Source organism: Saccharomonospora saliphila YIM 90502 (assembly GCF_000383795.1).
In the GTDB taxonomy this organism is placed as follows: Bacteria; Actinomycetota; Actinomycetes; order Mycobacteriales; family Pseudonocardiaceae; genus Saccharomonospora; species Saccharomonospora saliphila.
Map to the genome: position 1 here is coordinate 5,509 of NZ_KB912607.1, position 3,263 is coordinate 8,771.

At 58.7% G+C, this 3,263-nt stretch carries 1 rRNA gene and 3 other annotated features; the gene reads right to left on the reverse strand.

Features of this window, described 5'->3' with window-relative positions:
• Positions 1-101 precede the first annotated feature (101 nt).
• Positions 102-268: a sequence feature (23S ribosomal RNA rRNA prediction is too short), on the reverse strand.
• Positions 269-280: 12 nt separating this feature from the next.
• Positions 281-502, reverse strand: a sequence feature (23S ribosomal RNA rRNA prediction is too short).
• A gap of 58 nt (positions 503-560) precedes the next feature.
• Positions 561-1,150, reverse strand: a sequence feature (23S ribosomal RNA rRNA prediction is too short).
• Positions 1,151-1,354: 204 nt separating this feature from the next.
• A 16S ribosomal RNA gene (locus SACSA_RS0101860) occupies positions 1,355-2,880 on the reverse strand.
• Positions 2,881-3,263 lie beyond the last annotated feature (383 nt).

The following is a 3,263-nucleotide window of genomic DNA, read 5'->3' on the forward strand; positions in this document are numbered from 1 at the left end:
TTTCAAGGATGGCTGCTTCTAAGCCAACCTCCTGGTTGTCTCAGCGACTCCACATCCTTTCCCACTGAGCACACACACTTAGGGGCCTTAGCTGGTGTTCTGGGCTGTTTCCCTCTCGACGAACGGAGCTTATCCCCCGCCGTCTCACTGCCGCGCTCTCACCCATCCGTATTCGGAGTTTGGTTGACTTCGGTAAGCCGGTAAGCCCCCTAGGCCATCCAGTAGCTCTACCCCAGACGGGAAACACACGACGCTGCACCTAAATGCATTTCGGGGAGAACCAGCTATCACGGAGTTTGATTGGCCTTTCACCCCTACCCACAGCTCATCCCCAGGTTTTCAACCCTGGTGGGTTCGGGCCTCCACGCCGTCTTACCGGCGCTTCACCCTGGCCATGGGGTAGATCACCCGCTTCGGGTCTAGACCACGCGACTCGACGCCCTCTTCAGACTCGCTTTCGCTCCGGCTACCCCACCCGGGTTAACCTCGCCACGCAGCACTAACTCGCAGGCTCATTCTTCAAAAAGGCACGCCATCACCCGCAGGCTCTGACGGCTTGCAGGCACACGGTTTCAGGTACTCTTTCACTCCCCTCCCGGGGTACTTTTCATCTTTCCCTCACGGTACTCGTGCACTATCGGTCACCAGGAAGTATTTAGGCTTACCGGGTGGTCCCGGCAGATTCACAGCAGATTCCACGAGCCCGCTGCTACTCGGGGACAACCACCAGACACGCCCATGCAGCTTTCGCGTACGGGACTCTCACCCACTCCGGCCACGCATCCCAACGTGTTCCGCTAACCACACGACGCATCCCCGGAAGTGTCAGCTCCGGCCATGGCACCCACAACACCGCACACACAACACCTGACAGCTTGACATGCGCACGGTTTAGCCTCCTCCGCTTTCGCTCGCCACTACTCACGGAATCACCGTTGTTTTCTCTTCCTACGGGTACTGAGATGTTTCACTTCCCCGCGTTCCCTCCACACACCCTATACATTCAGGTGCGGGTGACACCCCATCACGGGTGCCGGGTTACCCCATTCGGACATCCTCGGATCACAGCTCGGTTGACAGCTCCCCGAGGCTTATCGCAGCCTCCACGTCCTTCATCGGCCCCTGATGCCCAGACATCCACCATGTGCCCTACACAACTTGACCACAAAGATGCTCGTACCCACTCTGCAATTCTCAAAACACCACCGAAAACACACCCACGTGCTGCCTCAGACACCAACAGTACGCCAGCGACCATCACAGCATCCCCCGCGCACCACCACGGCACGCACCAGGACGACACCAACCAGCAGAGGTTCACAATCAGGCTCTAACAAGCCAACAGGCTCCTTAGAAAGGAGGTGATCCAGCCGCACCTTCCGGTACGGCTACCTTGTTACGACTTCGTCCCAATCGCCAGTCCCACCTTCGACCACTCCCCCGGGAAAACCCGGTTGGGCCGCGGGCTTCGGGTGTTACCGACTTTCATGACGTGACGGGCGGTGTGTACAAGGCCCGGGAACGTATTCACCGCAGCACTGCTGATCTGCGATTACTAGCGACTCCGACTTCACGCAGTCGAGTTGCAGACTACGATCCGAACTGAGACCAGCTTTAAGGGATTCGCTCCACCTCACGGTATCGCCACCCTCTGTACCAGCCATTGTAGCATGTGTGAAGCCCTGGACATAAGGGGCATGATGACTTGACGTCATCCCCACCTTCCTCCGAGTTGACCCCGGCAGTCTCCCACGAGTCCCCGGCATTACCCCGCTGGCAACATAGGATAAGGGTTGCGCTCGTTGCGGGACTTAACCCAACATCTCACGACACGAGCTGACGACAGCCATGCACCACCTGTACACCAGCCACAGGGAAACCCCATCTCTGGGGCGATCCGGTGCATGTCAAGCCCAGGTAAGGTTCTTCGCGTTGCATCGAATTAATCCACATGCTCCGCCGCTTGTGCGGGCCCCCGTCAATTCCTTTGAGTTTTAGCCTTGCGGCCGTACTCCCCAGGCGGGGCGCTTAATGCGTTAGCTACGGCACGGGACACGTGAACAGCGTCCCACACCTAGCGCCCAACGTTTACGGCGTGGACTACCAGGGTATCTAATCCTGTTCGCTCCCCACGCTTTCGCTCCTCAGCGTCAGTATCGGCCCAGAGACCCGCCTTCGCCACCGGTGTTCCTCCTGATATCTGCGCATTCCACCGCTACACCAGGAATTCCAGTCTCCCTGCCGAACTCAAGTGATGCCCGTATCCACCGCACGCCACGGTTAAGCCGCAGGTTTTCACGGCAGACGCGACACACCGCCTACGAGCTCTTTACGCCCAATAATTCCGGACAACGCTCGCACCCTACGTATTACCGCGGCTGCTGGCACGTAGTTAGCCGGTGCTTCTTCTCCAGGTACCGTCACCCCGAAAGGCTTCGTCCCTAGCGAAAGAGGTTTACAACCCGAAGGCCGTCATCCCCACGCGGCGTCGCTGCATCAGGCTTGCGCCCATTGTGCAATATTCCCCACTGCTGCCTCCCGTAGGAGTCTGGGCCGTGTCTCAGTCCCAGTGTGGCCGGTCACCCTCTCAGGCCGGCTACCCGTCGTCGCCTTGGTAGGCCATCACCCCACCAACAAGCTGATAGGCCGCGGGCTCAACCTGTACCGCCGGAGCTTTCCACACACCCCCATGCGGAGACATGTCATATCCGGTATTAGACCCGTTTCCAGGGCTTATCCCAGAGTACAGGGCAGATTACCCACGTGTTACTCACCCGTTCGCCACTCATCCACCCAGCAAGCTGAGCTTCAGCGTTCGACTTGCATGTGTTAAGCACGCCGCCAGCGTTCGTCCTGAGCCAGGATCAAACTCTCCAACAATGAATCCGATCCGAGACCCAAATGATCTCAAAGAAACCCTTCAAAAAAGGGGCACACCCCAAAAAGGGGCATCAAAGCTCTACTAGCTGACAATCACTAGCGCACTGTTGAGTTCTCAAACAACACGAAAAGTGTCTTCGTTGTCTCGCCCGAAGGCCGCCACCCACTCTAACAACCGTCCGTTCGGACGTTTCGAAGGGGGGGGGCGACCCTCAACCGAGGGCCAACCAGCAACGGTACCCGACCAGACTCCGAGTAAGCAACCCCTGTGGGCTTCTCACCCGGCCGCCCCGGCCGTCCCTGGCGACACGAAGAAGATTACACCCCCGCGAACACCCCTGAAACAGGGGGGTCCCCCATGGCCGAAACCCCAGGTCAGAACC